Source organism: Chroococcidiopsis cubana SAG 39.79 (assembly GCF_003991895.1).
GTDB lineage: Bacteria > Cyanobacteriota > Cyanobacteriia > Cyanobacteriales > Chroococcidiopsidaceae > Chroococcidiopsis > Chroococcidiopsis thermalis.
Genome location: NZ_RSCK01000018.1, coordinates 50458 through 74616, shown reverse-complemented (window position 1 = coordinate 74616; position 24159 = coordinate 50458). Strand labels below are relative to the sequence as shown.

Below are 24159 nucleotides of genomic sequence, written 5' to 3'. Positions count from 1 at the left end.
AAAGCGCGATCGCTAAAAACATAGTTGCCCTGTTATGACCCTGACAATCTACAACACTCTCACTCGTCATCAAGAACCATTTGAGACTGTCGAACCAGGCAAAGTCAAAATGTACTACTGTGGCGTAACAGTATACGACTATTGCCATTTGGGTCATGCACGCGCTTGTATTATCTGGGATGTCGTGCGGCGCTACCTGCAATTTCTCGGATACGAAGTTACGTACATTCATAATTTTACTGATATTGACGATAAAATTCTCAACCGCGCCCGTCAAGAAAATTCCTCAATGGAAGCCGTAGCCGAACGCTATATCCAAGCATATTTTGAGGATATGACGCGGCTGAATGTCAAAGAAGCAGATGCCTATCCCCGCGCCACGCACACGATGAACGGCATTCAACGGCTAATTTTTGAATTAGAACAAAAAGGCTATGCCTATCCCGCAGATGGTGATGTTTACTACGCTGTCAAACAGTTTCCCGAATATGGGAAGTTGTCGGGACGCAAATTAGAAGATTTGCAAGCAGGCGCTAGCGGGCGCGTAGACGCAGAAGACCCAGAAGGAAGAAAAAAGCAAGAACCATTTGATTTTGCTCTGTGGAAAGCCGCTAAACCAGGGGAACCAGCATGGGAATCACCTTGGGGTGCAGGTCGCCCTGGATGGCACATTGAATGTTCGGCAATGGTGCGCGATCGCCTGGGTGATACGATCGACATTCATGCAGGGGGCGCAGATTTAATTTTCCCCCACCACGAAAATGAAATCGCCCAAAGCGAAGCCGTTACGGGCAAATCCCTCTCTCACTACTGGATGCACAACGGGATGGTGAAGGTTAACGGGGAAAAAATGTCTAAATCCCTGGGCAACTTTATCACGATTCGCGAGTTACTCGATCGCCCCACCGATCCGATGGCAGTTAGGTTATTCGTCCTGCAAGCACATTACCGCAAACCAATCGATTTTACCGACGAAGCGATCGCGGCGGCTACCAATGGTTGGCACACCCTCAGAGAGGGATTGTTGTTCGGACATCAATATGGCGAGCAACTGGGATGGAACGAGGAGATAGGGGGACAAGGGGGACAAGGGGGACAAGGGGGACAAGGGGGACAAAGAAGCAATTCTAGCCACCAGCCACTAGCCACTCACCCGACTCTCAACTCCCGACTCCCGACTCCCGACTCCCTCATTCCTGAAGTAGTACAGAGATTTAAACAGGCAGTCAATGACGATTTCAACTTCCCGAATGGATTGGCTGTGCTGCAACCTTTAGCTAAAGAATTGGCGCGAGAAGGCAATCTATTGGTACATCAGGGCAAGACAGAAACTCCACCGGAGGAATTACAACGCCAGTGGCATACTTTGGTAACTTTAGCTGAGGTTTTAGGATTTACCGTCACAATAGAAGCTGAGACTACGACTCATGACGGTTTAAGCGATCCAGAAATTGAAGCTATGCTCGAACAAAGGCAAGCTGCTAGAAAAGCAAAAAATTTTGCCGAATCAGACCGCATCCGTGACGAACTACAGGCTCGCGGAATCACTGTAATTGATAGTCGTGATGGTACGCGATGGCATCGCAACTAAATCGTCCTTTGTTGTCTGTATCTAACTTGCTGCTCCTCGTTGCCACTATCTTTTTGGCAATTTTGTTGTGGCAACTCCGAGGCTTATTAGTAACTTTAATGATTGCTGTTGTTTTAGCAGCTGCGATCGCGCCTATTGTCAACATAGCAGAAAGATTGCGGTTTCCTCGTTGGCTGGCAGTCATTGGCGTGTATCTCACTTTAGTGGCTGGCTTAACTGGAGTCGGTTTACTTGTCGGTCCTACCCTGATCGCTCAGATTGAAACCTTGGTGAGAATACTGCCGCTTTATATCGACAATCTTGTCGGACTGGTAGAACAATTCGCGCTCAAATTGGGAATTACTGAATCAGAAATCGAGCAGTTTTTTGACCTGCAAGCATTAACGGGGTGGATAATTCGCTCCGGTCAACAATTATTAGTCAGTTCCTACGACATCACCACCGGAATTTTAGGCGGAATATTTAACTTAATTCTGGCGTTCTTGCTTTCAGGCTATATGGTTGCTGGTAGGGAAAATTTAATTTCCGGTTTAGTCAATTTATTTCCCCAACCGTGGAACGATCGCCTTGCCGAGCAAGTCGAACCAATCGCCCGTCGTATGGGAGGATACATTCAAGGTCGAGTCTTGGTTTCAGCAATTTTATCCGTTGCCATTACAATCGGTTTGGGTATTTTAGGTTTATCAGAATTTGCCCTAGCTTTAGGAGCGATCGCTGGATTCACCAACTTAATTCCTTTTCTCGGACCCATCTTAGGTGTAATTCCGGCTTTAGTTGTCGCCATTTCCCAAGGTGGCTGGACGTTTTTGTGGGTATTGTTGTTGTTTATCGTCGTCCAGAACCTAGAAACCTACGTCCTAGATCCTCTACTTGTTGGTTCCTCCGTCCAAGTCCATCCGCTCTATCAACTACTAGCGGTTTTAGGGGGAACTCAAGTTCTTGGTATTCTAGGAGCCGTGATCGTGCCACCCTGGATTGCCGGAGCATCAGTACTATTAGAAAACCTATATTTACGACCGAAATTATTAGCTGAAGGCAAAGCAATAGGTAAGTCGTAAGTCGTAAGTCGTAAGTCATAAGTCAGAATTAATTGCTCCCTGATAACTGATAACTGATAACTGATAACTGATTCAAGCGGATTTTCGCTGCTGTGTTTCATCTGGTTGCAACTGCCGTCGTCCGTTGTAGATGATGCGGAGTGCTTCTGTAAGCTGCTGCTCCAAGCTATTAAGGACAGCATCGGCATAATCATCCGCACCGCGTAGAATATCCTCTGCCTCCATAATTGCCTCTTGCCGCATCCGCTCAATTTGCCGTTCTGCTTCTTGACGCAGGCGATCGATTTGTTGCAGATTTTCTTCTTGCGCTAATAAGCACTCTTGTTGAACTTGCTGCTGGAGTTGCCTAGCTGAGAGGTCAGCTTGTTGTACGATAGTCGTCCGCTCGACAATCTGGGCTGCTTGTGTCTGTGCCGTCTGAATAATTTCATTGGCTTCTTGTTCTGCCTGCAAGAGAATGTTTTGTCTTTGCGCGACGATCGCTTGTGCTTGTTGTAACACAGTTGGTAGGAGCGATCGAATCAGATCGATTCGATCTAGCAACTGCTCCTCATCTACTAGTGTTCTGCGCGTCAGAGGAATATGGGGACTAGAAAGAATTATTTCTTCTAGCCGAGCCAATTCCTGCTGAATTTCTCCGCTACCTAGATCGGCAGCATCTGCTAGCGGCGGAAAGCCTCTATTCTCTTCAGGCTCTAGATTGGGTGAGGTTTGGCTTGGCATCGGTAAACATCCCGAGCAATGTGCGGTGGGACTAGATGGTCGATGGGACCGCCAAATTTAGCGATCTCTTTCACCACACTACTACTTAAAAAACTGTACTCATTTGATGTCGCCAAAAAAAAGTTTCAATTTCAGATGATAGCGTTTTATTGATGTGAGCCATCTGTAATTCAGCTTCAAAGTCTGAAATTGCTCGTAAACCACGGATGAGAGCTTTAGCTTGTCGCATTTGGGCGTAATTGACGGTTAAACCATCAAAACTATCGACTTCCAGATTAGGTAAATGACGAGTGGTGAGGCGAATTTGTTCTAGCCGTTCTTGCACGGTGAACATAGGTGTTTTATTCGGATTGCGCAACACGGCAACGACTAAGCGATCGAATAGCTCACAACCGCGTTCGATAATGTCGAGATGTCCCAAGGTAATTGGATCGAAGCTACCAGGATAAATGGCTAGCACTAGTCAACAGCCTCAGAGTTACTGGAAAATTATAAATCAGTTATCAGTTATCAGTTATCAGGGAATAGGGAGCAGGGGAGCAACTACCAATTACCAATTACCAATGACAAACAAAGTACCGCTAAAATTGAATGCAGCAGTGTTCTGGCTGGAATTGGTGGGCGCTCGATCGGGCTTAACCTAAAACCACTTTTGCCATTGGTGCTGTAGAGACGAGAGTGAATATCGAGCCGCAATCGCCAATTCTGGCGTTGAGAAGCGGGCTGAGGGGAAACTGGAGTATGACGGTCAAAAAATTAACGGAAGCTGACAGAACAGAAATTTTGGATTTGTATCGCAATACAGGAGAGACAACATCAACGCTAGCAGATCGCTATGGAGTGAGCAACTCTACGATTAGTCGCTTCTTAAAAGTGACTTTGCCAGAAGATGAGTATGAAACGCTCATTGCAGCTAAACGGGCGGCTCGGACCCCTGGGGGAGCAGAGAGAGAAGAGGTAGCAGCGATCGCTTCCCCTGTGGTAGAAGTACCCTCACCCACCCTAGAAGCACCCATACTAAAAACAATATCTGAACCCGAACCAGTTGTTGAAGCCCCTACCCCCAAACCTGTGAAAAAACGGCGTTCGACAGCGAAGACTGGAGCAGAAATTGAACCGCTAGCAGAACAATTAGAGTTACTCAGTAACCCTTCCCTACCGGTAGAAGAAGAAGTGCGCGAGGAGGTAAGCGCAGAGGCTAGCCAGATTGCAGCAATTATGGTAGGAGAAGAATTGCTCGATGAAGATGAAGACGAAGATGATGAGGATGACGATCTAGAAGATTTAGAAGATTTAGAAGATCTAGACGAAGACGACGATTTCGAGGAAGAGACAACACCAGTTATTAGAAGGCGATTGCCCGTCGAAAGCTTCGTCAGGGTGTTACCGTTGTCAGAAGCAATGCTGCCGAGAACATGTTATATCGTGATCGATCGCATGGCAGAATTAATTACGCGACCGCTGAGGGATTTTGGCGATTTGGGACAAATTCCCGTGCAAGAAGTCCAACAAAAAACTCTACCGATATTTGACAACCATCGGGTAGCGCGGCGATTTTCCAGCAAACGCGATCGCGTGATTAAAGTTCCTGACAGTCGCATGTTGCAAAAAACTCGTTCTCAACTTCAATCTAAAGGCATCACACGTCTACTATTTGATGGACGAGTCTATTCTTTATCGTCTAGTTAGATTTTTGTAGAGGCGCGCTGTGTCGTGTCTCTATTTACAGGGTGAGTTATTATGTCGCGCAAAGGCGAGCCAGTGCGTTGCGGAGCCAGCGCCGTGCGGGGGGTTCCCCCGAGTCCCGCGACTGGCGTGAGGTTCCCTCCGTTGTAGCAACTGGCGTGCAAAGGCGCAAAGTGTAGTTTTGGATTTTCGCATCCTAATTTAACTTTGAGTAAGCTGCTTGTTGCGCAAAATTGTTTCTCAATTGGAACGATGGCAAAAGTTTAAGTGTCTTGTCTTGAAAGAGAGGAATCTGGTGTTGTGACAAGCGCGATCGCTCAATCTCAAGAAAATTTTACATTGCTTCTGGCTGCAAACAAAATTAAGTGGTTTCGTCGTCAGTTAACTAGTTGGGCTACTCTCAATCTGCGAGAATTTCCTTGGCGCACTACAACAGATGCTTATGCTATTTTCATCGCTGAGTTTTTGCTGCAAAAAACTAGTGCTAATACAGTTGCTCCAATTTACGCAGATTTTTTGACTCGATATCCTACCCTCGAAGATTTGGCAACGGCATCAGTAGCAGAAATTGCGATTTTACTAAAGCCTTTAGGTTTGCATTTCCGTGCCGATCGCCTTTATCAATCTGTACGAGTAATTATCGAACAATATGATGGTAAAATTCCAGCCTCAGAGGCTCAGTTGCTTTCTTTACCTGGAATTGGATTATATACGGCACGCTCTATCTGTGCCAATGCTTTTGCGCAGCCGCTAGCAATATTAGATACTAATGTGGCACGAATTTTAGAGCGATTCTTTGGTTTGCAGGGGAATCGTGTCAAGTCTCGTTGCAAGCTGTTGTGGAGTGCGGCTGAATATGTCGCTCCGAAAACAAGTGTGAGTCGGTGGAATTTAACATTATTAGATTTTGGTGCGGGAGTTTGTACGGCTAGAAATCCCAGTTGTGGAATTTGTCCGTTGCGATCGCAATGTAATTACGCCAAAATTAATCTTGATATGAATCATGAATAAAGCAAATTACGGTTTAGTTTTGGTCACAGCCGGATCGCCACAAGAAGCAGAGGCGATTGCCACTTCTTTAGTAGAATCTCAGCTAGCTGCTTGCGTGAATATTCTCCCTATCCAATCGGTTTACACGTGGCAGGGAGAAATTAATAAAGAACAAGAGTGGCAATTATTAATTAAAACAGATTTAGCTCAATTTTCTCACTTAGAAGCTAAAATCCGCGAGTTACACTCTTACGAAGTCCCTGAAATTATTGCCATTCCGATATTAGCAGGTTCTCAATCTTATCTAGACTGGATTTCTGCTTCTGTTAAATAATGTAGCGTTGCCCATACGTCTGCAATATGTTTGTAGGGGCGCACAGATGTGCGCCCCTTACGAATATGGCTATTTCAACATACTCAAATTAATTATTCCTGGAGACGATCTTTAGGATTTATATATAGGGTGCGTTATTTAACGCACTCTACCAGAGGCGAAAGCTTTGACAAAAAGTTCCCATGTCTATACTTATTTGACTATATTATAGCGTGAAAAATTTATTTTGAACAATTGTTATAAAAACAATATGACAGTTTATTAACAGTCTACATCTGCTGCAAGCTGTGATTGGCGATCGCTACCTTAGTTGTAGTGAAGGTGATACGGCAAAGGTTTCGGGCAAGCCAATAACTCAGTAATAAATGGTAAATAAGTTATTTGATTGTCTGATACATAAACGCCATCTTTACGACACACAATACACAAGTTTTTGTTGGCTCAAGAGTTACTTATGAAACGCTCAATTAAGTCTATCCTCGCTCTTTCTGCTGTGTCTGCATTGGCTATCATTCCTACATTTCTTCCTGTAGGAAAAGCCTCAGCTCAAACTTTTACCACAAATGGTACGGATGCGAACTATCTCGGTGGTGGTATTTCCGTAGGCGTTACCGATGGTGATAGCCCCATATACGATGATGATTCTAAAGTTGGTGGCAACGTTCAAGGACGATTCGCGATTCCAAACGCGCCTATTTCTGCCAGAGGTGCAATCTTATTTGGTGGCGATTCAACCGCATTGATGCCGTTGGTAACATATGATGTTCCAGTTGCTCCTAACACCAACCTTTACCTTGGTGGCGGTTACTCCTTCAATACCGAAGAAGGTCAATCTTCACCTCTAGGTAACAAAGATGCTATCGTGCTAACTGCTGGTGCTGAATCTGAAGTTGGTAGCAACGTGGTTGTTTACGGTGATGCCAAGTGGGGGATTGATTCCTACAGAGACAGCGATTCCGATGCTGTCAGCATTCAAGCTGGTGCGGCTTACCGCTTTAACTAATAAGTTGAGGTAGGGGCGCACAGTGGTGCGCCCCTACAAAGTCAAAGCTGGGATTGTTTACTCTTATAAATGGAGTCAGCCCCAGCTTTTCGATCGTGATAGGATCTATAGAGTTAATCTATTCATCACAAAATCGACGGAATTACCGGAGATTAAACAGCCGTAGGGGTGTTATCAAAATTTACCGGAGCGGCGGTGAAATATTTTTGTGAACTCAGCATCCAACTCTAATGGTTAAATCTTCTACTCCTCTCACCCCCGTAACTCGCAAGCCTTCCAAAGTTGAAGGGATTAAGGAACGCAGCAATTTTTTGCGGGAACCAGTCGCGACCGAAATTCTGCAAGATACAACTCATTTTACCGAAGAAGCGATCCAGATTCTTAAGTTTCACGGTTCTTATCAGCAAGATAACCGCGACAACCGGATTAAAGGTCAGGAGAAAGACTACCAATTTATGGTACGGACAAAAAACCCAGGTGGGTTCGTACCAGCTCAATTGTATTTGACTCTGGACAAGCTGGCTGAAGAATACGGCAATCAAACTTTGCGCGTCACCACGCGGCAAGGCTTTCAGATGCATGGCATTTTGAAGCGAAATCTCAAAAGCGCGATCGCAGCCATAATTAAAAGTATGGGTTCGACGCTGGGAGCCTGTGGTGACATTAATCGTAACGTCATGGCTCCTCCGGCTCCGTTTAAAAATAAGCCAGAATACCAACATGCTTGGCAATATTCCGAGTATGTCGCTCAGTTGCTCTCACCACAAACTGGGGCATACTATGAAATCTGGCTAGATGGAGAAAAAGCCATTAGTGCGGAAGAAAACCCTGAAGTTGTAGCTGCACGGCAGAAAAATGGTACGGGAACGGTGTTTCACGATAGCGAAGAACCACTCTACGGCACGCACTATATGCCCCGTAAGTTTAAGTGCAGCGTCACCGTACCTGGTGATAACTCCGTAGATTTGTTTTCTCAAGATTTAACTTTGGTAGTCATAACCAATGACAAGCAAGAAGTAGAAGGATTTAACATCTATGCTGGTGGTGGCTTAGGACGGACGCACGGTAAGGAAGAAACTTTTGCCCGACTAGCCGACCCAATTGGTTATATAGCCAAAGCCGATGTATACGATGCTATCAAAGCAATTGTAGCTACTCAGCGCGATTACGGCGATCGCACCGACCGCCGCCACGCCCGCTTAAAATATTTAATCAATGACTGGGGCGTAGATAAATTCCGGTCGATGGTAGAAAAGTATTTGGGCAAGCCTTTGGAAGCTTCCAAGCCTCTACCAGAATGGAAATATGAAGATTTCCTCGGCTGGCACGAACAGGGTGATGGGAAGTTATTTTTGGGGATTTCGGTCGAAAACGGTCGAATCAAGGATGAAGGATCGTTTCGGTTAAGGACTGCTTTACGGGAAATCGTGCAGCAGTACAACTTATCAATGCGACTGACACCCCACCATAATGTTATTTTGTGCGATATCGCCCCAGATCAAAAGCAGGCGATCGCAAATCTACTCGTAACTCACGGTGTAGAACCTGACCCCAACGCCATCAGCCAGTTAGTTAGATACTCTATGGCTTGTCCGGCTTTGCCTACATGTGGCTTGGCAACAACGGAATCGGAACGGGTCATGCCAAGCGTCCTCCAGCGAATTGAAGTGTTATTAAATCGCTTGGGCTTGAGTCAAGAACATTTCGTCGTGCGGATGACGGGTTGTCCTAACGGTTGTGCTAGACCCTACATGGCAGAACTAGGGTTTGTCGGCAATGGTCCTAGCACGTATCAACTATGGTTGGGTGCAGATGCTAACCAAACGAGGCTGGCGCAAGTGTATATAGAGAAGTTGCCTCTCGATAACCTGGAGGCAGAATTAGAACCATTGCTGGTTTACTTCAAACAATCGCGGCAACCTAATGAAAGCTTTGGCGATTTTTGCGATCGCATTGGCTTTGACTCTTTACGAGAGTTTACCTCCAAATACGAGTTTCAAGGCGCACTGGAACCAGAAATCGCCCTACAAGATGATGGCAATGGCGAACAGGAAGCAGCTGCTAATGCAGCAACTGCGGCAAAAGCCCGTCGTCGTATCACTTTACGCGAACCAGTCTACGCAAAGCTAAAAGCTACTGCTGAGAGTCAAGGTAAACCGATGACTCAACTTGTGAATGAGGCGATAGAAGCTTTCTTACAAGGGCAATAATCGTATCTACATTTTGTGTAGAGACGTTACATGTAACGTCTCTACAATTTCTATGGCAAATACTTCTGTACCACCACCCAACCCGTGAGGGACACCCAGAGAAAACCAAGGAATAAAACTGCATTTGCGCCTACGTGGAGCGATCTCGCCCATTGACGCTTAGGACTGATTAAAGTTGCACTAACTGCCGATATTAGGGTTAATGCTACCACGATTAGTCCTGCCGTCAAGTGTTGGGAATGACCGAGAGAACCAAAATGACCCAGCGTACCGACAACACCAATTGCTAATAGCAGCAGCACTAGCAAAACCATGCTGCCACCAATACTATAGTGCAGCAAATGCAGCCAACTAGGTCTGGGATGAAAATTTGTTCTTGCCTGGAACATCTGCCAGCCTGTTACGGTCAACAGCAGATAAGCTAGTAGCGACAGACCCATCGACCAGGCTGCTATTTTCCACAACCACAAAAAAGAAGGTAAATCCAATTTATTTTAGACCCAATACAATAGCAGCAATTCTATTTCTAGTAATAGCTTACTAAATGTAGCGATCGCGCGGTTTACTTTCTTCCTTCCGGTAGAATTTGTTTATTTTTCAATTCACTATTTTTTCATTTATTAAAATAGAGCCGCTAAAGTTAGCGACTCCAATGTTAGTTAAACCGATGATCTAATCAATAGTCGTTAAAAGAGGGGATTTAAAATTTCTTTGACTTAGTTTATCTTTTTGTTCTACCGATCGCGCTGCTGGACGATCCATTTGTGCTTCTGCTTTGCTTTCTTCTAACAAGCACAAGCGTTCGCAAGGAATATTATCTGACAAAATAGCACTCGCCATCATGCCCGTGTGAATTTCTAGTGTTGCTTTAGGTGGCGCTTCAAATACAAGGCGTTGACCTGGAAACACAACTCGTTCAAAATACCAGTTAGGGATATTTGATATTCGAGCAATTTGAATCTTGCTAGTTGCGTTTACATAGCAGCAAAGAAGTCGGTCGGACTGTTCGGGTGGTAGGGAATCTAATATTTGAGCCATAACAGCTAAGGGCATGAAAGCCACTTTTATTTGATTACACATATAAGCTAACACTTAGCGATCCCCGAGTGTTGTAACTCCTACTACCAACTGATAACTTAGCTCGAATTTGTTGTCGCCTCTATCTATAGATATAAATTGATAGAAGTTAAACTTATCGGCTTTCCGATTTAGCAACCAATTGTCTGATAAATTTTTGATTTGATTTTTGCATTTAACCGCACAAAATTGGTTGACTGTAAATGATTTATGCGTTAAGGCAAAATACCAACTTATTCACGAGCGGCAATTGAGGGATCGTGCCGAGGTGACGCAAATCCAGCGATCCTAGAGGCGATCGCGTCATATCGAGCAGCGATCGCCTCTAGCTACGACAACTCATTATCTCCGATCGACCTACCACTAAGACAAGCTCGATGTTATCGTAAAGTTATATGAAAATTATTTTCAGAAATCTCTTTAATAGGGGCGCTTAGGCTCGTGAGTGAGGGCGAACTTGGAAGCTATCTAGACATGAGTTGGCTCAGCTTCACTCAGCAGCGCTGCTACTCGAACCTTGGTAAACTCTAACCTCAAACGATCGAGATGGAAAACCGTATTCTCTACGTTCGCCTTCCGTGCAACCCTATATTTCCGATTGGGGTTGTTTACTTGGCAGATCACGTTCACAAGCTTTTTCCCGAAATCGAACAGCGAATTTTTGACTTAGGGACAGTCCCACCACTCGACTTTAATTCCGCCTTAGATACTTGTATCGACGAATTTCAGCCGACGCTTTTAGTATTCTCTTGGCGAGATATTCAGATTTATGCCCCAGTAGGTGGTAGGGGTGGTAATCCCTTGCAACATTCCTTTGAGTTTTTCTACGCCTTCAATCCGTTAGTCAAATTTCGCGGTGCAACCGGATTGCTGCGATTGGCAGTTTCCTATTACAAGGAACTCTGGCGCAATCAAGGACTGATTAAACGCGGGCTAAAACGCGCTCAGAAACACCAACCAAATGCCCGTGCCGTAGTCGGTGGGGGTGCAGTTAGTGTATTTTACGAGCAGTTGCAGCATAATTTGCCCCAGGGAACGGTTGTTTCTGTCGGAGAAGGAGAAACGCTGCTAGAAAAATTGTTGCGAGGCGAAGATTTTAGTAACGAACGCTGCTACGTTGTTGGCGAAACTCAACCACGCGATCGCCTAATCCACGAAGCGCCAACACCGCTAGAAAAATCTGCTTGTAACTACGACTATATTGAAAAGATTTGGGCGGAATTCTCCTATTACCTGCAATCTTCCGACTTTTATATCGGCGTGCAAACAAAGCGTGGCTGTCCTCACAATTGCTGCTACTGCATTTACACCGTAGTAGAAGGCAAACAGGTACGGATCAACCCCGCCGATGAAGTCGTAGCCGAAATGCGACAACTATACGATCGCGGCATTCGGAATTTCTGGTTTACCGATGCCCAGTTTATCCCAGCACGGAGATTCATCGATGATGCGATCGAACTGCTGCAAAAGATCGTCGATTCAGGCATGACTGATATCCACTGGGCAGCATACATCCGCGCCGACAACCTCACCCCCGAACTATGCGATTTAATGGTAAAAACGGGGATGAATTACTTCGAGATCGGCATCACCAGCGGTTCTCAGGAACTCGTGCGGAAAATGCGGATGGGCTACAACCTGCGCACGGTGTTGGAAAACTGCCGTGACTTAAAAGCAGCAGGTTTTAACGATCTCGTCTCCGTCAATTACTCTTTCAACGTCATTGACGAACGCCCCGAAACCATTCGCCAAACGATCGCCTACCACCGCGAACTCGAACGGATCTTCGGCGCTGACAAAGTGGAACCAGCCATTTTCTTCATCGGACTCCAACCCCATACCCACTTAGAAGAATACGCCTTTAAAAATGGCATACTCAAACCAGACTACGATCCGATGAATCTCAAACCTTGGACGGTACAAAAATTATTATGGAACCCCGAACCCCTCGGTTCCTTCTTTGGTGAAGTTTGCCTACAAGCATGGCGACAAAATCCCAACGACTTCGGACGGGAAGTGATGAAAATCTTAGAAGAACGCCTCGGCTGCGCCCCCCTCGAAGAAGCCCTTTCCGCCCCTATTCCTACCACTGACAAAAAGCAACTTGTAACAGCGTAAAAAGTCAAAAGTCAAAAGTTATAAGTCAAAATTACCTTTTACCAATGACAAATGACCGATGACCAATGACCAATGACCAATGACCAATGACCAATCATGCTAGAAGGCTCCATCTTACAACAGCTCAAATCAGCACTCGAAAACACGAATCGACCCCTTAACCTGGGTGTCTACTATAAAAACACCTTGGTCGCCCTGTGTCATGCCCTAGAAGACTGCATTTTGGTTTCTGGTAGCCAACCGCTAGTCATTACGGCTTTTCAACGGGGTAAATGGTATCTGCAAGAAGCAGAACGCTACCACGATTTAGCCCAAAAATCCCGCCATGTGGCGATTATGGCAGCTCCAGATACGGGTTTTGCCGACCATCCTACTAGCAAATTACCAAATGTAGACTTAGTAGCGTTGAATCCTGAAGACCCAGTGGCGCAAGAATGGCATTTGATAATTCTTGCGCCTAGCTACACGGCAATGGTACTTTGTCAAGAGTTGTCTGAGGCGGATTACGGAGTCGGAGGTAGACCGACAATTGATTTAGAGCGTAAATTTTACGGTTTTTGGACGTTTGAGCCAGCCAGGGTAGAGAAAACAATCGACCTAGCGATCGCCCACATTAACAGTTACAACCCCGAACTCGCGCAACAGCTCAAATCTCACGTCCAGGCGATCGCCCAAGAGTCTGCCCAAGTAGAACCGGACGATTTGAATACAATCGTTTCTCGCGTGGTCGATTACCTCCAAACCAGCGAATATAGCATCAAGCAGATAGAACATCACCAGATATTAGATAGCAATTTAGTTTCCAACGAATTACAAGCCTTCCTCCGCTTGGGACAACTGATCGACCTTGCCGATACGGGTAACCCCCTCGCAGCCGCAGAAGTCGCCGCGATCGCCGAAATTATGGGGCAATTACTCAATCTCCCTGCTTGGCAGGTCAAACGCCTACGCCTAGCCAGTCTACTCCATCGCATCGCCCCCCATTCGGTCAACGTGCAGTATGGCGAAGCCCCCAGTTGTCCCCTCATCCCAGCCGCCCAAGTTTTGCGTACCATGCCTCGCCTGAGCGCGATCGCCCAAATTATCAACCATTTCTCAGAACATTGGGATGGTAGCGGAGAGCCAGCTGGTTTGATGGGGGAGACAATCCCGTTAGAATCGCGAATTTTAGGCTTGGTGGCAGACTTTCAGCAGCGTTTTACCCATCTATCCCAGTCTCATACAAGAGAGGAAGCCTTATCAACTGCGTTGGCTCAATGTCAGCAAGAACAGGGCAAAGCTTGGGAACCAAAACTTGTAGACACCCTAGAATTACTCGTGCGCGGGATGCAACAGGGTTTAACCTTACCCGTCTCCCCCACAAAAATTAGTAGCAGCATGTGGCTGATCGATGAGGAGCGAGCAGAATTCGGAATTCGGAATTCGGGAGTGGCTAGTGGCTAGTGGATAATAGCCATTGCGACTTAAATTGTCCCCTTTATCCTCTCTCTGCTCCCTGTTCCCTGACAACTGATAACTGATAACTGATAACTGAATATGACTGATTCGATTGCAGCAATTAGAGAAGGAAAAGTTAAGCAATTACCAGGAGCCAATTTAGAGGATGAAGATCTGGCAGGGTTAGATCTGGCGGAAATGAATTTGGCGGGAGCTAACTTAGTCGGAACCGATTTTTCTGGCTCCAAGTTAGAACGATCGCGTCTGGAAGGCGCTAACCTTCTCGGTAGCAAGCTGTACGGTGCAGATTTACGCGCTAACTTTTTGGGAGCCAATTTGATGCAGGCTGACATGACAAGTGCCGATCTGCGAGGCAGTAACCTCCGAGGCGCAAATTTGATGGGCGCGAAATTATCCCAAAGCGCGATCGCCGGAGCATTTTTGAGTGGGGCAAACCTGATGAGTGCTAACTTACAAGGCGCAGATCTCAGGGGTGCAGACTTACGGGGTGTCAATCTTTCTAATGCAAATTTACAAGGAGCCAATCTCACTCAGGCAGATTTACAGGGCGCTTTGTTAAATGAAGCTAATTTAGAAGAAGCGGACTTGCGGGGAGCAAATTTAGCGGGTGCTAACCTTTCAGGCGCTAATCTTCTGTGTGCGGAGTTGGAAGGAACTAATCTTGTAGGAGTTAATTTGGCTGGTACTTGCTTGTTAGGAACCGTGGTGAAACAGTAACCAGTTATCAGTAATCAGTGACCAGCGATCGATGACTAGCTAATAGTAACCGATACCTAACTATTACTATACCTAACTATTACTATTTACCAATTAAGCATTGACTTTTTCAGTGTTAGTACTGTAGCCTTGGCATGGCTGCTAGTATAGATTTATATTTTTAAAAAATAAATAGAAATGGCGAGCAGCCGTTTTCGGATGAGCGATCGCCCGACTGGATTTGATTCAATTCAGAATTGCAGTATTTCCCGAACAAGTTCCCGAACTAAACGACCCCTATTTAGTAGGAGTCGATACAGAAAGCGATCGCCAATGCGTGCAGGATTTATTCGTTTGTTTGTAGGAATCAGTAACATATTTCATCTGGGAAATGGAAGAAATTGAATGACAAACAGTCCTATTCGTTCTCAAGAAGAGTTTCTGGTATTTGGCGCGCCTGTTATTGAAGCAGCAGAAATAGAAGAAGCGATCGCAACGCTCAAAAGTGGCTGGTTGGGAACAGGACCTAAGGTAGCTCAGTTTGAGCGAGATTTTGGGGTATATAAAGGAGCAGATAATGCGATCGCTGTGAATTCCTGTGGTGCAGCACTACACTTGAGCCTACTCGCGGCTTCCTTACAACCAGGAGACGAAGTCATTACCAGTCCCCTGACGTTTTGCGCCACGGTCAATGCCATTACTCATGTGGGCGCGACACCCGTGCTAGCAGATGTCGATCCCGTCACGATGAATATCGATCCTGTCCAAGTTCAAGCAAAAATTACCCCTAGAACAAAGGCGATCCTACCCGTTCACTTTGCAGGTAGACCCTGTGATATGGATGCTTTATGTAATCTTGCTTTGCGCTACGGTTTGAAGATAATTGAGGATTGCGCCCACGCGATTGAAACAGAATATAAAGGTAAAAAAACAGGCACTTTTGGCGATTTTGGCTGTTTTAGTTTTTATGCCACCAAAAATATTTGTACGGGCGAAGGCGGCATGATTTTAGCGCGTAACTCCGAAGATGCCACCCGAATCAGAGCGCTGAGCTTGCATGGCATTAGTAAAGATGCTTGGAAGCGGTTTAGTGAAGAAGGATACAAACACTATCAAGTTTTGGAAAGCGGATTTAAATACAACATGATGGATCTACAAGCTGCCCTTGGCATCCATCAACTGAAGCAAGTAGAATCTCGCTGGCAGCGCCGTCAAGAGATTTGGCAGCACTACAATTGCGCTTTTGCCGATCTCCCCTTGGTACTTCCAGCAAAACCAGAACCCCATACTCGCCATGCCTATCACCTTTATCCGGTACTTATTGACGAGCAGAAAGCTGGATGCGATCGCGACACTTTTCTCAATGCGATGACAGCCGAAAACATTGGCGTGGGCGTACACTATCTCAGTATTCCAGAATACGATTACTATCAGCAAAGATTTGGTTGGCAACCAGAAGATTATCCTCAAGCAATGCGAATTGGGCGGCAGACAGTAAGTCTGCCGCTTTCTGCAAAGTTGACTCGCCAAGATGAATTAGATGTCATTCAAGCAGTGAGAAAAGTTCTAGCATCAAGTCAGACTCATGACACTATGAGGGGTGAGAAGAGAGGCACAAGCGAGGGACAAGGAAGACACATAGTAGCGTTCAACCAACAACTGTCAACTGTTAACCATCTTCGCGCAGTGTAGCGGAGCGTTTGCTGTCAACCAACCCAATCTAGGATTGCTGGATGAATGAAACTAGTTTCAGTCATTGTTTTAATTTACGATAGCGAAAAATATATTGCTGCGACACTAGAATCCGTGTTGACTCAGACATATAAATATATTGAAGTGTTGCTTGTTGACGATGGTTCTCCAGATAAGAGTATAGAAATTTGTCAGCAATTTAACGACCCAAGAATTAGAATTATTCGCCAACAAAATCGCGGCTTGCCAGGAGCGAGAAACGCAGGTATTCGGCAAGCAAAAGGAGATTATTTAGCATTTATTGATGGTGATGACTTGTGGCAACGGGATAAATTAGAGCATCACGTCAATCATCTCGCTAATTCTACAGAAGTTGGAGTTAGTTTCAGCCGTTCTGCTTTTATCGACGAAGCAGGTAAATTTTTAGGCTCGTATCAAACACCGAAACTTAAGGGAATTACCCCCTCATATCTAATGCGGTGTAATCCTGTAGGCAACGGTTCGGCTGCTGTCGTCAGACGGGAAGTCTTTGCCGCGATCGCATTTTCACCTCGCCAATATTCAGACAACCGACACGACACGCTAGACTGCTACTTTGACGAACAATTTCGTTATTCTGGCGGCGATGTCGATCTGTGGTTGCGAATCTTATTGCAAACCAAATGGCAAATTGAAGGAATTCCCGAAGCTTTAACTTTATATCGCGTTCACTCTAGCGGACTCTCAGCTCAATTAGATCGACAATTGGCAGCAGGAGAACAATTAATTGCCAAATTTCATACTTACGCAACCCAACTAGATAGGAATTGGGAGGCGGTGATGAGAGCGTATCACTTACGCTATCTAGCTCGGAGTGCGATTCGCTGGAAATCCGACGCGATCGCGATTCAATTGATGCATCAAGCCATAGCTTCCTATTGGCGGATCGTTCTAGAATCACCACGCCAAACTGTGATGACACTTATTGCGGCTTACCTGTTGTTACTCATTCCCCGCCGCTTGCGCGCTCATTTTGAGGTCATAGTCGGACAGCCAACAACAATTTTCCAAAAAGTAAGGACTAGGATAAGAATTCAGAATTAAGCGCTTGCTTGTAAGTTGTAAGTCGGAATTCCACTATCTCTAACTACTCTTTAGATAGAGAAACTCTTATTCTTATGGAGGTAGTGGCAATGTTGTGATTGGGTGTAATCTTTATTCTGTATTCAAACAGAAATACAGAGCCGTCCTATGTTTCCAGAATTCTCGCCACAACCTCGAATCCTGACTAGTCAAAAGCAACATTTACAAACTTGCTTTAATTTACCAACACATGATGAGCGCGTCGAACGAGTTTTTCGCGAAGTGAATAACTTGTTTGCTAGTCAAGAAATTCAGCAACGCTTATTAGAAAAAAGACAACGAGTCGAGCAAAAGAAAAGCCGTGGTTGATGCCAGACAACTTGGGGCTCGATCGAGAGATATAAAAGCGCTCGCGCCTACGAGAAGAACGATTAACGCGACTTGTGGCTAAATCTTCTCATGCCCAAAGCGAGCGCGCCTAAAAATAACATTCCCATTCCACCAGCGAGAGGATTGCGATCGATACCAGTTAACCATTCTGGGACGCGATCGTTATATTGCACCATTTGCCCAACATTAATTGCGTAATAAACCCAAATTAACCCAGCATGAAGACCAATTGGTAAACCCAAACGACCTTTGCCACAGCGTCTTGCCCATACAAGAGTTAAGCCTAACAACACCAAAGCTGGAAATTGCAGCAGGGTTCGCCGAATTTCTGCTAGTGGTTTAATAAAGTGCAGTGCGGCAAATATGCAAGCATTCGCCCAGAGTGCTGTCCGAGGATGGTAATCTCGCTGTAACTCATCTAACAGCCATCCCCGGAAAAGTAACTCTTCCGCAAAACCATAAGCTAGAGCAACGATTAACCCTTCAACGACAAATCTCCATAAAAAAGTAGAGGGTTGTCGCCACCATAGCAAACCCAACCAGCTTTCTAGCAAAAATAAGCTTAAAACACTAGCGACCCCAAGCCCCAAACCTATCAGTAGCTCTTGCCTATTCTGCCTAGTTGTAACCAAACCATATTCTTGTAACACGTGTGGCTGACGATAGATAGACTTTCCCCACAGCCGCAACAGGATAATAAATATCCCATATAGGAACGGCAAGGTGAGAATATTCACTAAGTTTTTGTCATCCACCCACCAATGAATCGGTGCAGCTACAGGCAACCATAGTAGCAGCAGTACTAAGATAAAAATGACCAGCCTCAAGGGAACTGGGTAGAGGGCTATTCTGGCAAAATTGAATTTTAACAATTAGCAAGTAGTGAGTAGTGAGCGGGGAGTAGTAAGTGGTAAAAGATTCTACACTTATGACTTCCTATTTACTCATCTGGCTCAATCGTACTGGTCAAACCATGATTTTTGAGGGTTTCACAGTAAAACTCAGCGTGTTCTTGAGCGCAGGTAATGACTAAAGCGATGCCATTTGTATGGGCTTCCATCATAATATCTACTGCTTGTGGCTGGGTGAGGCTGGGTACAGTCTGCATCAATACCTGCACCACATGCTCCATAGGATTAAAGTCATCATTATGAAGCAACACGCGATACCGAGGTGCGAGTTTACGAACTGTTGAACGCTGCTCCAGGGTTTCGACGGACACTGCTTACTCCTCTTGTTCTGACTAACGACTTTTGGTTTAAATCTCGATTGAAACTGATTAACTTATTAAATATTTATAGCATCGAAATCCAACGACCGTAGCGATCGCACATGACTGAAGAACTGGAGGCGAGCTGTGACGAACTCTTTATGTGACTTTCAACCGCGACAAATCGTTTGTACAACCCATCAAGCTACTCACCTATATGCTGAAGTCATTCAAGTAGTGGAATCGCGCCAAATTGGGTGGTTTCGACCTTTACTACTCGTGGAATTTTTTGACGATGAGCAGCTATCGATCTCACCAACACTACTCGACCTCCGTTCTGGAGCCGATCTTCTCTGTCCTCCCTCTTTATTCCGTCCGGCAATTGATACTGAGGTCATACCGTTGCTGATGCAATTGTCAGCTTGGGAACCGCCATTAGAGCACGATCCGGTTGCCTTCAAACGATTGCATCAATTCATTCAACAGGCTTTGCTGCTTGACGAGAAGTGAAGAGGTTGTTAGTTATTGGTTGTTGGAAACCGATCGCTGGTTGCCACTCGTTGCCTGCTGCTCAAAAACTTCTGATATTTCCATTTGAATTTCTGATGCAATCTATAGTAATTTCTAACGATTGATGGGAACTTGGTTGCTATCGTTAATTTCTCATGGCTTAGAATTGGCGATCGGCTGTTGCATAAGTCTTTTGCAAATCAGATCGAATTATCAGAATGCGATCTTTACGGTTAATAACATTCAGAATTCTGATGCTTCAGGATCGGAATTATCAAAAATTAATATGTATTTGAGGAACAAATTGTCTTGTTTTTCGGTCGCGGGGATTTAACCTTCAGACTAGTATCTACTGACAATTGACCGTTATGGATCTCAAGCTATCTATCTAGTGAGTTAGACTCAACTGTATACTCAGTCACACAAACTAGAAAAATCAAGTCAAACTGCTTGCTCTTCTCGGTTTCTACCATCTGGTAGATGTTGATGTATCATGCCAGTAGCGTAGAATCTAGAAATCATTTAACCTGGCTATGTACGAGAGATTGACCTCAATAAAAAGTCAGCAAAAGTTAGTCCTACTGCACGAGATCGCTTGGCAAAAGATTGTTTTCCACGTGAAATTGGTCGATCGGTAGGATGATTCCGCTGAGTGGTATTCTATTGGTACAAATTTCAATCGCTAATTTGAATCAATCGAGTACTATGTAAATAATTGATGAAGATGTTCTCGTTGGTATAGTTAAATACTTTTCTTTTAGAATAAACGCTGGTAGCTTGGAATCACAATGAATGATTTAATAAATATTTAAGATTTAAGTAACTAAAGAGCTAAATAGAAAAAGCAAGACAAAAGGAAAAATACTTCATATCATAGACCCATTTGATTTCATTAAATTTCGATTTCATCCTATTCAATTTAACCCCATTCGATTTCACCAATTTGCACGGAAGCGTTAATGATGCAAACAATGACTGCTCCTAGAGCTACAGTAATTCGCCCTAACGGTCACTTTAATGCAGCGAATGCCGCTGACTTTCAGCAATACCTGACCGCAGAAGTTACACAGGCAACACACGACTGTGTGGTCGTCAACCTAGAACAAGTAGAGTCGATGGATAGTGCCGGTTTGATGGTATTAGTTCATGGATTGAGAGTGGCACAATCGCTCGGAAAAAGTTTCCACCTTTGCTCTGTTGCACCTTCAATTCGGATTATCTTTGAGTTGACTCAACTAGATAGCGTATTTGAAATTTTAGATACACCTATAGAGGTTACAGCAGCTTAGCGGGAAGCTAGGTGTGAGCAATTTATGACTATTTGATATATGACTGTCTGATGTTTCGCAGCAGCAGGTACTGTTCTTCCAGCCGCGATCGCCGATTGATGCTAGCTTTAGAGTGATAAGTCAGGGATTGGCACGAGAGGCGCAAAGTGGCAGTTGCAGTAGAAACATTACTAACGGCTGAGATTCAACGTCCAGCTCGCTATTTAGGTAACGAGCTGGGAGCTATACGGAAGAATTGGCAATCGGCAGATGTACGCTGGGTACTGACATATCCTGAGTTGTATGAAGTTGGTGCATCTAATCTAGGGCACGTCATTCTATACAATATTTTGAATGCACAGCCCAGCCAAATGTGCGATCGCGCCTACCTCCCAGCGCCCGACCTAGCAGCAAAGCTACGCGAGACGCACACCCCCTTATTTGCTGTTGAATCGAGAAGATCGTTAACAGAATTTGATATTTTAGGCTTCAGCCTCAGTTACGAGTTAGGAGCTACCAATATTTTAGAAATGTTGGATTTAGCTGGTATTCCTCTAACTTGGCGTGAAAGAGCTGAGGGAGCTAAGAGAGATAAGAAAGCTGGGGGAGCTGAGGGAGAAAAACCAAGCGCCACTCACCACTCAAATACCAACTACCAATTACCAACTACCAATTACCAACTACCAATTACCAATTATCCACTCATTTTTGCAGGCGGGCAGACGGCAACATCAAACCCCGAACCCTATGCTGATTTTTTCGATTTTATTGCTTTAGGTGACGGGGAAGAACTGTTACCGGAAATTGGTTTAGTCGTTGCAGAAGGCAAGGCAGCAGGGTTAAATCGAGAAGAACTCTTACTAGATTTGGCGCAAATCCCAGGGGTCTACGTGCCGCGATTTTACGATCTGGCAGGGGACGGCTCCATTCACCCTAATCGTTCAGACGTTCCAGAGAAGATAATTCGGCGCGTTGCTACGCCCATCCCAGCGTATTCTACAGGCTTGGTTCCTTACGTCGAGACAGTCCACGATCGCCTCACGATCGAAATTCGGCGCGGTTGCACTCGCGGCTGTCGCTTTTGCCAACCAGGAATGCTCACCCGTCCCGCACGGGACGTAGAACCGGAGCAGGTTGTCGAGGCGATCGAAACGGGCATGAGGGCAACGGGATACAATGAATTTTCTCTGCTTTCCCTCAGTTGTTCCGACTATTTATCTCTTCCTGCCGTAGGAATGGAGATTAAAAACCGCCTGCAAAACGAAAATATTTCCCTTTCGCTTCCTAGTCAGCGAGTAGACCGTTTCGATGAAAATATCGCAAATATTTTGGGGGGTTATCGCCAAAGTGGGTTGACCTTTGCTCCAGAAGCTGGAACCCAACGGATGCGAGATATCGTAAATAAGGGCTTGACGAATGAAGAATTATTGCGAGGCGTAAAAACAGCTTGGGAACAAGGCTGGGACAAAATCAAGCTCTACTTCATGATTGGATTGCCTGGGGAAACAGATGTCGATGTGTTGGGGATCGCGGAAACCGTCGCATGGCTACAAAGGGAATGTCGCGCTCAAGGTAGAAAACCTTTGGCATTCAATTTAACAATTTCCAACTTTACACCTAAACCCCACACCCCGTTTCAATGGCATTCTGTTTCTACAGGCGAATTCCAGCGCAAGCAAGACTTATTACGCCAAGAGTTTCGGCGCATGAGAGGAGTCAAAGTTAATTTTACCGACGTGCGAATCTCGGCAATGGAAGACTTCATCGGACGAGGCGATCGCCGTTTATCTGCTGTATTACGTCGCGCTTGGGAACTGGGTGCGGGAATGGACTCGTGGTACGACAGCGTAGAGAGAGCGTATAACGCTTGGGGACAAGCGATCGCTGAATCCGGCTTAACCTGGAAGTATCGCCAAGTCGAGCAGGGTGAGTGGAATTTGATGCAAGGGAGAAGGGAGCAGGGTAAGAGAGCTGAGGGAGTTGAGGGGGCTGAGGGAGACGAGGAAACTATTCTAGTCACCAGCCACCAGCCACCAGCCACTTTCTTTCCCGACTCCCTAGATCGTCCTTTACCTTGGGATCGGATCGACACGGGGATCGAGAAAAAGTGGCTCAAGGAAGATCTGCAACGCGCTATGGAGGCTGCAACCGTCCCCGATTGCTCTTTTGATGGTTGTTCTCACTGCGGCGTTTGTGGAATCGATTTCGGTCACAACATTGTCATCGAACCACCACCAATTCCCCAATTTGCCGGACAGTACGTTCCTAACAATACCAAAGTTCAAAGACTGCGACTCCGGTTTGGCAAGCTGGGAGATATGGCGCTAGTGAGCCATCTCGACTTGATGCGCCTGTTCGATCGCGCCGTCCGACGAGCCGCATTGCCCGTATCCTTTACAGCCGGATTTAGCCCCAGCCCGAGGATTTCTGTAGCGCTGGCTCTGCCTTTAGGCGTAACGAGTAGTGGAGAGATTGTCGATTTTGAACTAACTCAAATCGTCGAGCCAGCAGTTTTTCGGCAACAACTGAGCAGTCAGTTACCAATAGACATACCTATATACGATGCGATCGCGCTCGATTTAAAAGCACCTGCGGCAATGAAGACTCTAACGGGAGCAGAGTACATCCTGACAATAACGGCAACTCAAACGACAACACCGACACAACGGCAGGAATGGATAGAAACTATTAAGAATTCAACCGAAATTTGGTGGGAGCAGACAACAAAATCTAAGAAAACTTATCAGGTGAACTTGCGCGATCGCCTATTTGAATTAGAATTAGTTCCACCACACAACCCAGATACAGGAGAACCAGACAATACCTTTAACTTGCGCTATACGGGTAGTTGCTCTCAAGACGGCAATCACCTGAAACCAGAACACGTCACGTTCATGCTAGAGCAAGTTGCCCGCCAAGAAATCCAACTGCTTCATATCCATCGCCAGCAACTCATTTTACAGTGACCAGTGAGCAGTAACCAGTGACCAGTTATCAGGGAGCAGGGAACAGGGAACAGTTCCTTACGAATTACGACTTACAACTTACGACTTCTCTAATTAATTGCTTTTTCTCAAGCATGA

General features: G+C 45.5%; 23 protein-coding genes and 1 pseudogene. 18 read left to right on the top strand and 6 right to left on the bottom strand.

Going from position 1 to position 24159, the window contains the following annotated elements; genetic code table 11:
* Positions 1 to 34 precede the first annotated feature (34 nt).
* Complete coding sequence (gene cysS, locus DSM107010_RS13800) at positions 35 to 1591, top strand: cysteine--tRNA ligase (protein ID WP_127023160.1); 1557 nt, start codon at positions 35 to 37, stop codon at positions 1589 to 1591.
* Entirely contained in the window at positions 1576 to 2649 is a 1074-nt protein-coding gene (locus DSM107010_RS13795) for an AI-2E family transporter (protein ID WP_015156332.1), read from the top strand. Before cysS ends, DSM107010_RS13795 begins: the two co-directional genes overlap by 16 nt.
* Positions 2650 to 2721: 72 nt before the next feature.
* Here DSM107010_RS13795 and DSM107010_RS13790 read toward each other — a convergent pair whose 3' ends face one another.
* A complete protein-coding gene (locus DSM107010_RS13790; RefSeq protein WP_127023157.1) occupies positions 2722 to 3372 on the bottom strand; it encodes an ATP synthase subunit B family protein in 651 nt (216 codons plus the stop codon).
* A pseudogene (gene coaD, locus DSM107010_RS13785) lies at positions 3345 to 3832 on the bottom strand (pantetheine-phosphate adenylyltransferase). The gene DSM107010_RS13790 and the pseudogene coaD overlap by 28 nt, the downstream one beginning before the upstream one ends.
* Between coaD and DSM107010_RS13780 the strand changes: the two are divergent.
* The 6 genes from DSM107010_RS13780 to sir all read left to right on the top strand — a co-directional run bounded on the left by DSM107010_RS13780 (position 3822) and on the right by sir (position 9595).
* Entirely contained in the window at positions 3822 to 4016 is a 195-nt protein-coding gene (locus DSM107010_RS13780) for a hypothetical protein (protein ID WP_041462581.1), read from the top strand. The pseudogene coaD and the gene DSM107010_RS13780 sit on opposite strands and share 11 nt — an antisense overlap.
* Before the next feature lie 97 nt (positions 4017 to 4113).
* Positions 4114 to 5061 carry a helix-turn-helix domain-containing protein gene (locus tag DSM107010_RS13775; RefSeq protein ID WP_015156329.1) on the top strand — a complete coding sequence of 316 codons (948 nt, stop codon included), beginning with the start codon at positions 4114 to 4116 and terminating at the stop codon, positions 5059 to 5061.
* A gap of 297 nt (positions 5062 to 5358) precedes the next feature.
* Entirely contained in the window at positions 5359 to 6069 is a 711-nt protein-coding gene (locus DSM107010_RS13770; RefSeq protein ID WP_015156328.1) for an HhH-GPD family protein, read from the top strand.
* Positions 6062 to 6382, top strand: a complete 321-nt coding sequence (gene cutA, locus DSM107010_RS13765) for a divalent-cation tolerance protein CutA (RefSeq protein ID WP_015156327.1) — start codon at positions 6062 to 6064, stop codon at positions 6380 to 6382. The genes DSM107010_RS13770 and cutA overlap by 8 nt, the downstream gene beginning before the upstream one ends.
* A gap of 454 nt (positions 6383 to 6836) precedes the next feature.
* Positions 6837 to 7385 (top strand): porin family protein, encoded by a 549-nt coding sequence (locus DSM107010_RS13760; protein WP_106217323.1) that lies wholly within the window; start codon positions 6837 to 6839, stop codon positions 7383 to 7385.
* A gap of 230 nt (positions 7386 to 7615) precedes the next feature.
* The gene (gene sir / locus DSM107010_RS13755) at positions 7616 to 9595 is read left to right on the top strand and encodes a sulfite reductase, ferredoxin dependent (protein ID WP_127023154.1); all 1980 of its coding nucleotides are present in this window, start codon (positions 7616 to 7618) and stop codon (positions 9593 to 9595) included.
* Positions 9596 to 9645: 50 nt separating this feature from the next.
* On the opposite strand, the gene DSM107010_RS13750 is transcribed toward sir, so the two are convergent.
* Both DSM107010_RS13750 and DSM107010_RS13745 read right to left on the bottom strand, forming a co-directional pair.
* The gene (locus tag DSM107010_RS13750; RefSeq protein WP_041462580.1) at positions 9646 to 10083 is read right to left on the bottom strand and encodes a DUF4079 domain-containing protein; all 438 of its coding nucleotides are present in this window, start codon (positions 10081 to 10083) and stop codon (positions 9646 to 9648) included.
* Between the two features lie 184 nt (positions 10084 to 10267).
* Positions 10268 to 10633 (bottom strand): DUF1830 domain-containing protein, encoded by a 366-nt coding sequence (locus tag DSM107010_RS13745; RefSeq protein WP_051033365.1) that lies wholly within the window; start codon positions 10631 to 10633, stop codon positions 10268 to 10270.
* Between the two features lie 585 nt (positions 10634 to 11218).
* Here DSM107010_RS13745 and DSM107010_RS13740 point away from each other — a divergent pair.
* From DSM107010_RS13740 to DSM107010_RS13715, 7 genes are all read left to right on the top strand, one after another.
* Complete coding sequence (locus DSM107010_RS13740; protein ID WP_015156322.1) at positions 11219 to 12790, top strand: photosystem II high light acclimation radical SAM protein; 1572 nt, start codon at positions 11219 to 11221, stop codon at positions 12788 to 12790.
* Positions 12791 to 12886: 96 nt separating this feature from the next.
* Positions 12887 to 14233, top strand: coding sequence for a DICT sensory domain-containing protein (locus DSM107010_RS13735; RefSeq protein WP_106166964.1), 1347 nt, complete (start codon positions 12887 to 12889; stop codon positions 14231 to 14233).
* Positions 14234 to 14326: 93 nt separating this feature from the next.
* Positions 14327 to 14965 carry a pentapeptide repeat-containing protein gene (locus tag DSM107010_RS13730; protein ID WP_127023151.1) on the top strand — a complete coding sequence of 213 codons (639 nt, stop codon included), beginning with the start codon at positions 14327 to 14329 and terminating at the stop codon, positions 14963 to 14965.
* A 220-nt stretch (positions 14966 to 15185) separates the two neighbouring features.
* Positions 15186 to 15308, top strand: a complete 123-nt coding sequence (locus DSM107010_RS42215; protein ID WP_256498591.1) for a hypothetical protein — start codon at positions 15186 to 15188, stop codon at positions 15306 to 15308.
* A gap of 41 nt (positions 15309 to 15349) precedes the next feature.
* Positions 15350 to 16636, top strand: a complete 1287-nt coding sequence (locus DSM107010_RS13725; RefSeq protein WP_106168072.1) for a DegT/DnrJ/EryC1/StrS family aminotransferase — start codon at positions 15350 to 15352, stop codon at positions 16634 to 16636.
* Between the two features lie 45 nt (positions 16637 to 16681).
* Positions 16682 to 17719: a glycosyltransferase family 2 protein gene (locus DSM107010_RS13720; RefSeq protein ID WP_106168071.1), complete on the top strand. Its 1038-nt coding sequence runs from the start codon at positions 16682 to 16684 to the stop codon at positions 17717 to 17719.
* A gap of 147 nt (positions 17720 to 17866) precedes the next feature.
* Positions 17867 to 18067: a hypothetical protein gene (locus DSM107010_RS13715; RefSeq protein WP_015156317.1), complete on the top strand. Its 201-nt coding sequence runs from the start codon at positions 17867 to 17869 to the stop codon at positions 18065 to 18067.
* Between the two features lie 62 nt (positions 18068 to 18129).
* Here DSM107010_RS13715 and DSM107010_RS13710 read toward each other — a convergent pair whose 3' ends face one another.
* Complete coding sequence (locus DSM107010_RS13710) at positions 18130 to 18960, bottom strand: CPBP family intramembrane glutamic endopeptidase (protein ID WP_106168070.1); 831 nt, start codon at positions 18958 to 18960, stop codon at positions 18130 to 18132.
* A gap of 68 nt (positions 18961 to 19028) precedes the next feature.
* On the bottom strand, positions 19029 to 19310 hold the full coding sequence (gene clpS / locus DSM107010_RS13705; RefSeq protein ID WP_015156315.1) for an ATP-dependent Clp protease adapter ClpS: 282 nt from the start codon (positions 19308 to 19310) through the stop codon (positions 19029 to 19031).
* A 135-nt stretch (positions 19311 to 19445) separates the two neighbouring features.
* Here clpS and DSM107010_RS13700 point away from each other — a divergent pair, with 135 nt between their 5' ends.
* From DSM107010_RS13700 to DSM107010_RS13690, 3 genes are all read left to right on the top strand, one after another.
* The gene (locus tag DSM107010_RS13700; RefSeq protein ID WP_015156314.1) at positions 19446 to 19808 is read left to right on the top strand and encodes a hypothetical protein; all 363 of its coding nucleotides are present in this window, start codon (positions 19446 to 19448) and stop codon (positions 19806 to 19808) included.
* Positions 19809 to 20767: 959 nt separating this feature from the next.
* Positions 20768 to 21097, top strand: a complete 330-nt coding sequence (locus DSM107010_RS13695) for an STAS domain-containing protein (protein WP_015156313.1) — start codon at positions 20768 to 20770, stop codon at positions 21095 to 21097.
* A gap of 146 nt (positions 21098 to 21243) precedes the next feature.
* Positions 21244 to 24042 (top strand): TIGR03936 family radical SAM-associated protein, encoded by a 2799-nt coding sequence (locus DSM107010_RS13690; protein ID WP_106168068.1) that lies wholly within the window; start codon positions 21244 to 21246, stop codon positions 24040 to 24042.
* Positions 24043 to 24159 lie beyond the last annotated feature (117 nt).

What these genes read in the sequence shown, in the direction of transcription:
- cysS (WP_127023160.1), top strand. Translation starts at nt 35, where the DNA reads ATGACCCTGACAATCTACAACACTCTCACTCGTCATCAAGAACCATTT.
- DSM107010_RS13795 (WP_015156332.1), top strand. Translation starts at nt 1,576, where the DNA reads ATGGCATCGCAACTAAATCGTCCTTTGTTGTCTGTATCTAACTTGCTG.
- DSM107010_RS13790 (WP_127023157.1), bottom strand. Translation starts at nt 3,372, where the DNA reads ATGCCAAGCCAAACCTCACCCAATCTAGAGCCTGAAGAGAATAGAGGC.
- DSM107010_RS13780 (WP_041462581.1), top strand. Translation starts at nt 3,822, where the DNA reads ATGGCTAGCACTAGTCAACAGCCTCAGAGTTACTGGAAAATTATAAAT.
- DSM107010_RS13775 (WP_015156329.1), top strand. Translation starts at nt 4,114, where the DNA reads ATGACGGTCAAAAAATTAACGGAAGCTGACAGAACAGAAATTTTGGAT.
- cutA (WP_015156327.1), top strand. Translation starts at nt 6,062, where the DNA reads ATGAATAAAGCAAATTACGGTTTAGTTTTGGTCACAGCCGGATCGCCA.
- DSM107010_RS13760 (WP_106217323.1), top strand. Translation starts at nt 6,837, where the DNA reads ATGAAACGCTCAATTAAGTCTATCCTCGCTCTTTCTGCTGTGTCTGCA.
- sir (WP_127023154.1), top strand. Translation starts at nt 7,616, where the DNA reads ATGGTTAAATCTTCTACTCCTCTCACCCCCGTAACTCGCAAGCCTTCC.
- DSM107010_RS13745 (WP_051033365.1), bottom strand. Translation starts at nt 10,633, where the DNA reads ATGGCTCAAATATTAGATTCCCTACCACCCGAACAGTCCGACCGACTT.
- DSM107010_RS13740 (WP_015156322.1), top strand. Translation starts at nt 11,219, where the DNA reads ATGGAAAACCGTATTCTCTACGTTCGCCTTCCGTGCAACCCTATATTT.
- DSM107010_RS13735 (WP_106166964.1), top strand. Translation starts at nt 12,887, where the DNA reads ATGCTAGAAGGCTCCATCTTACAACAGCTCAAATCAGCACTCGAAAAC.
- DSM107010_RS13730 (WP_127023151.1), top strand. Translation starts at nt 14,327, where the DNA reads ATGACTGATTCGATTGCAGCAATTAGAGAAGGAAAAGTTAAGCAATTA.
- DSM107010_RS13725 (WP_106168072.1), top strand. Translation starts at nt 15,350, where the DNA reads ATGACAAACAGTCCTATTCGTTCTCAAGAAGAGTTTCTGGTATTTGGC.
- DSM107010_RS13720 (WP_106168071.1), top strand. Translation starts at nt 16,682, where the DNA reads ATGAAACTAGTTTCAGTCATTGTTTTAATTTACGATAGCGAAAAATAT.
- DSM107010_RS13715 (WP_015156317.1), top strand. Translation starts at nt 17,867, where the DNA reads ATGTTTCCAGAATTCTCGCCACAACCTCGAATCCTGACTAGTCAAAAG.
- DSM107010_RS13695 (WP_015156313.1), top strand. Translation starts at nt 20,768, where the DNA reads ATGATGCAAACAATGACTGCTCCTAGAGCTACAGTAATTCGCCCTAAC.